Here is a 4,562-nt window from a genome sequence, read left to right as displayed (position 1 = left end):
CTGGTCAGCAGGTCCCGCACCAGCTGGGCGAACTCGTTGGCGGACAGGTCGGAGGCGGCCGGCACGGTGGCCCCGGCCCGGGCGGCCGGCTGGACACCGGCCCGGTCGTACGGGTCCGGGGTGACGGCGGCGCCGAGCTGGCGCAGCCGCACCAGGGCCTCGTCCTGCTCGGCGTCGGCGTAGACGCCCTCGTCGTCGCGTTCCTCGTACGGGGTGCCCGGCGGCAGCAGCCGGGTGCGGGCCAGCGCGTCGCGGTCGGCGTCCACGCTGACCAGGCAGAGCGGCTCGGCCGCGGCGGGGTCGCGCAGCCAGCCGTTGAGGACGACGCCGGCGAGTATCTCGTCGGTGTCGACGGCGTCGGCGGCCTGGAGGGCGCGCAGGGCGAGCCGGGCGACCAGCCGCAGGTAGTCGGTGGCCCGGTCCGCGGGCGGGCGCGGCACCGGACGGATGTCGCCGTCCGGGTCGAGCCGGTAGCCGGTGAGCGAGGGCACCAGGTCGAGCGGCGGCAGGTCGAGGTCCAGCACGGCGGTGCGGGTGAGCGGGCGGAAGACCGCCCTGCAGGGGGCGGGCAGGTCCTGGGTGGCGGTCTCGGCGGCGGCCAGCGCCCGTTCCAGCAGCGATTCCACCGCGGCCGGTTCGGCCAGCCGGTAGGCCCGCCGGCATTCCTCCAGGCTCTCGTTGTACTCGCGCACGGCGCGGGCCCGGGCCTCCTCGGCCGCCTCGTGGGCGCGCCGGGACTCGTCGGCGGCCGGGCTGCCGGCCTCGGCCCGGCGGGTGCGCCACTCGCGCAGGGCCCGCTGGTGGGTGAGCCGGGCCTGGGCCAGCTCGCGCTGGTAGCCGGAGTCGAGCAGCCGGCGGGACGGGCCGCTGTCCGGGTCGGCCGCGGGCGGCTCGGCGGGAGCGTAGTCCTCCCAGCGGGGCTCGGAGTCTTCGGCCGCGGCGGGACCGTCGGCCGGGTAGGGGCGGGGCTGGTAGTGGCGCAGCTGACTCTCGAAGTCCATGGCCGAGACGGGCAGCGCGGCCCGTCGCAGCAGGTCGGCCAGCCGGTCGTGCTCGGCCTGGACGGCGCGGGTGCGGTGGTGGGTCAGGGCGGCGGCCCGGGCGTGCGCCGCCACGGCCTCGTCCTGGTCGGCCTCGGCGGGGCCGGAGTGGCCGGTTCCGTGGTCGGCTCGGCCAGGGCCGGGACCGACGGGATCCGGGTCGGACGGACCGGCACCGGTTGGACCGCGACCTGCCGGATCGCCACCTGCCGGGCCGTCGCCGGACGGACCGTCACCGGCCGTGCCCCCACTGGGGCGGCCGGCGACGGCGTCGCCCTGCTCCTGCTCCTCCTCGGCTCCGAGGTCGCGGAAGACCGAGGCGAGGAAGCCCGGCCGGGGGAACTGGACGGTGGCGGTTCCGTCGGACTGGCCGTCTGCTGGGTACTGCATCGGTCGTCGTTCCCCCATGCTCGTCCGGCGCCTGCCCGGGGCGATCGGCGAACCTGTGGACCCGCCGCTGCCGGACATTGTCCCCCGAACGGACGCAGCGGTCAGCCAAGCCGCTCAGTTGGTCCGGGTGTTGGTGAGGTGCAGACCGATGTAGCCGACGTAGATCCGGCCGCTGCCGGAGCAGTCGTCCAGGTAGTGCAGCCGGGGCGCGGTGCGGCCGCCGCCGATCCGCAGGTGCGCGCCCATGAACGCGCGCCGGGAGGAGTCGACGCATTCCGGCACCGGCAGCATCCGCTCGCGCTTCCACTTGGTGTGGCTGAACACCGTCCGGGACTCCCCGCGGACCGCCTTGCGGGGCGGGAAGCGGTGGCAGCCCTCGGGGGTGCGCTCGCACCACTGTTTGAAGTCCCCGCCGGCCGCGCCGCGGACGGCCGCCTCGGCGTACTCCTGGAGGGCGGTCAGCCCGTCCCAGGCGAGCCGGGCCCAGCCCGCGCCGGCGCACTGCAGCTCGTCCAGGGCGAGCGCGTTCTTCTGGTCCCCGGTGAAGGTCACCAGCGGGAACTCGCCCAGTCTGGCCATGAGTTCGGAGAAGGTCTCGGGCGTTCCCCGGCGGTCGTGGAGCTGGGCGACGGCGTGCGGCCCGACGACCGGACCACTGCCCGGTGCGGCGCAGTGGCGTCCGGTCAGGGCGCGGGTTCCGGAGCGGAGGCGGCCCTCCCGGATGTCCCGGCCGTCGCGGCCCTCCCGGCCCTGGCCCCGGTCCCGGTGTTCGCGGCGTTCCAGGCGCAGGGTGTGCCGGACCCGCTCCAGCTCGTCGGCCCGGGCCTGCTGCTCCGCGCGGTCCTGCTGCTCCTCGCGGACGAGCGCGGCCAGTTCGATGACCTGGTCCGGGGCGGCCCGTTCGGCGGTCCGTTCGCAGGCCTGTCCGACGACGTGCCCAGCCGTCCGCCCGGCCTGCTCGGATGCCCGCTCGACGGTCTGCTCCGTGGTCTGCTCGGCGGACTGCTGGGCGGACCGCTCGGCGGGCTCGCGGAGCTGCGGCGGCGGGACGCGCAGCACCGGGACGGCCGCGAGCGGCGGTGGCAGCGGCTGCTCCGCGGCCAGGCGGCGCGGCTCGCGGGCGAGCAGCCCGGCGGCGCGGCGCAGGTCCTCTTCTATTCGGCCCCGGGCGAGCACCGGATGTCGGGCGCTGTCCTGCCGGGAGGCCGGGTCGACCTCGGGCAGGTAGGTGCGCACCGCTCCGCCGTAGACGGTGTGGTACTCCAGCGCGACGTTGAACCCGGTGCGGGCGCCGGGGTCCAGCACGTAGGTGGTGGCGAGGCCGGGCAGCTGCTGGCAGAGCGGGGCCACCACGTCCTCCACCCAGCGGTCGAGCGGGAGGTTCACCGGGACGCTGGCCACCACCGTGGGCAGCCTGCGCCCGGGGTCGCACAGCTCGTCGATCAGGGCGTCGACCTCGTCGGCCGTGATCACCCGGGGGGTGGAGCGGACGGCGGACGGGCCGTCGGTGGCGTCGAGCAGCGGGAGGAGCGAGCGGGCGAGTTCGGGCACCGGCACCCGGCACGGGGTGCGCACACCGCTGCCGGTGCTGTGTGTCTCCGCCTCCAGCCGGACCCAGGTGGGGCCGTCCGCCGCGGTGGCCACGGTGAGGGTGAGCTGCTGGGTGCCGTGCGGGGCCGGGGTGCGCAGCCGGCGGCGGTCGTAGCGGCCGGCGCCCGGACCCTCGCGCAGCGGGCCCAGGTCGCGGTCGAGCAGGACGCGCTCGCCCAGGCGGAGGCGCTCGGCGGTGGGAGCCGGTCCGGCGGTGGGAGCCGGTTCGGCGCTCTGCCCGACGGGGGCGCGGTGGGCCGGTGGGGGCTCCTCGTAGCCCTCCTGCTTCAGCCAGGAGGCCAGCTGTTCGTCGGCCAGGGCGACGGCCTCGGCGTGCCCGAGGAGCGTGGTGACCGTCATCCGGTAGGGCGTCGCGGGACCGCGGGGGCCGGGCAGGTCGGCGGCGGCGTGCGCGCGGACGCGGTTCGGGGCGGGGCGGTTCGAGGTCGGGTGGTACGAGGTCGGACGGTTCGAGGTCGGGCGGCTGGAGATCGGGTTCGTCGCGGACAGGGGATTCGAGGTCGAACGGTCTGAGGTCATGCGCATACCTCCGCGGTGCGGGGTCGGGTCCTGTGTCCTCCATCGACGGTTTCGTCCGGTTCTGCCGGAACCTTGCCCAGGAAACGCCACGGCCCGGAGCGGAAGTTCCAACTCCGGGCAACGACACTACGTTCGGGTGAATCTGCTCAAGCGTTCTTCCGCGTGGCGCAAGGCCTGGGCTACCGGAAACGGCCGGTCACGGGCCGTCCGACGAGCCGTCCCGCGGATCGTCCGTCCCCCGGGACCCACGAGGTACCACCCGCCCCGCGGCCGGACCGGTGCCGCTCGGAGCGGCACCTCTCAGACCGGCACCTCGACATAGGTGCGGCCGGCCGGGACCGCCACCGCGGTACCGCCGGTCGCCTCCGCCAGCCAGGTGTGGAACTCCGCCACGTCCGGCTCCGGCACGCCCACCTCGATCCGCACCCCGGTGGCCTCGTAGGCCAGATCGCTCACCGTGTACCCGGCCGCCCGCAGGTCGTTCTCCACCCGCCCGGCCCGGACGTGGTCCACCGTCACCGCGAGCAGCGCGACCGGCCGCCGCTCCAGCAGGCCGATCCCGTCCACCGCCGCCGAGACCGCGTTGCCGTACGCCCGCACCAGGCCGCCCGCACCGAGCTTGATCCCGCCGAAGTACCGGGTGACCACGGCGACGGTGTCGGTCAGCCCGCGCCGGCGCAGCACCTCCAGCATCGGCACCCCGGCCGTGCCGCCGGGTTCGCCGTCGTCGCTGGAACGCTCGCGGCGCTGCTCGTCGCCGACCACGAAGGCGGTGCAGTTGTGCCGGGCGTCCCAGTACTGCTTGCGGATGCCGGCGATGAACGCCTGCGCCTCCTCCTCGTCGGCGACCCGGGCGAGGTGACAGATGAACCGGGACTTCTTGATCTCGGTCTCGTGGCTGCCGGCCCGCCGGATGGTGAGGTACGGCCTGGCGGTGGGCTCCGGCGTGGCGGACATGGCGGGGAGGTCCTCCCGAGGACGGCGAAGGCTGGCGGTGCCGCC

At 76.0% G+C, this 4,562-nt stretch carries 2 protein-coding genes and 1 pseudogene; all 3 read right to left on the bottom strand.

Annotated features, from left to right (window positions below; genetic code table 11):
• A pseudogene (locus ACIQOV_RS28770) lies at positions 1-1,430 on the bottom strand (hypothetical protein); the annotation flags it as partial.
• A 114-nt stretch (positions 1,431-1,544) separates the two neighbouring features.
• Positions 1,545-3,560, bottom strand: coding sequence for a hypothetical protein (locus ACIQOV_RS28765; RefSeq protein WP_401053408.1), 2,016 nt, complete (start codon positions 3,558-3,560; stop codon positions 1,545-1,547).
• A 300-nt stretch (positions 3,561-3,860) separates the two neighbouring features.
• Positions 3,861-4,517, bottom strand: coding sequence for a YigZ family protein (locus ACIQOV_RS28760; RefSeq protein WP_359909213.1), 657 nt, complete (start codon positions 4,515-4,517; stop codon positions 3,861-3,863).
• Positions 4,518-4,562 lie beyond the last annotated feature (45 nt).

The organism is Kitasatospora sp. NPDC091257 (assembly GCF_044757675.1).
In the GTDB taxonomy this organism is placed as follows: domain Bacteria; phylum Actinomycetota; class Actinomycetes; order Streptomycetales; family Streptomycetaceae; genus Kitasatospora; species Kitasatospora lactacystinica.
Note: the sequence above shows the minus strand (reverse complement) of the source record. Positions and strands in the feature narration are given on the sequence as shown.

What these genes read in the sequence shown, in the direction of transcription:
- ACIQOV_RS28765 (WP_401053408.1), bottom strand. Translation starts at nt 3,560, where the DNA reads ATGACCTCAGACCGTTCGACCTCGAATCCCCTGTCCGCGACGAACCCG.
- ACIQOV_RS28760 (WP_359909213.1), bottom strand. Translation starts at nt 4,517, where the DNA reads ATGTCCGCCACGCCGGAGCCCACCGCCAGGCCGTACCTCACCATCCGG.